General features: G+C 44.1%; 1 protein-coding gene. It reads left to right on the plus strand.

Annotated elements, in window-relative coordinates; translation table 11 throughout:
- The first annotated feature begins 83 nt into the window (after positions 1-83).
- A complete protein-coding gene (locus JHD69_RS20250) occupies positions 84-326 on the plus strand; it encodes a hypothetical protein (protein ID WP_370583541.1) in 243 nt (80 codons plus the stop codon).
- The last annotated feature ends 189 nt before the right edge of the window (positions 327-515 follow it).

Consider the following 515-nt stretch of genomic DNA (forward strand, 5'->3'; position numbering starts at 1 on the left):
CCCCCCCCCCCCCCCCCCCCCCCCCACCACCACACATGTCGTGGTTCGTCGGCAGCGTCAGATGTGTATAAGAGACAGTCTTTATCGAAGCCGATGAAGAGGTTGCCCTGAAACGCCGCATAAAGCGCGATGGCATGGAAAGAGGCTATCCTGAAGATGATGTGCTTTATAAATGGAACAACCACGTGGTACCAGCCTATAAAGAATTTTTATTGCCATACAGAGAAAGCTGCAACAAGGTGGTATTGAACAACCTTGATACACCCGACGATATCATTAGAGTTACCGAAGAAATTTCTGCAGAGCTAAAGGCAAAGTTTTGCTGATTACTTACAACTTTAGCGTTTTTTTGTTGCTTAGCCATTAAGAAATTAAGGCTGATTAGGCTTTATTGGGCCGATAGTTTAGGTTATGGCTTTACCGTTCGAGATTCGAAAAATTTGATGGTACACCAATAAAAAAACAAATTCCTAAGGCCTTCATGGCAAAATCAAACCGACTGAAATCCGGTAATC

This window comes from Pedobacter sp. ASV12 (genome assembly GCF_016429155.1).
Lineage (GTDB): Bacteria > Bacteroidota > Bacteroidia > Sphingobacteriales > Sphingobacteriaceae > Pedobacter.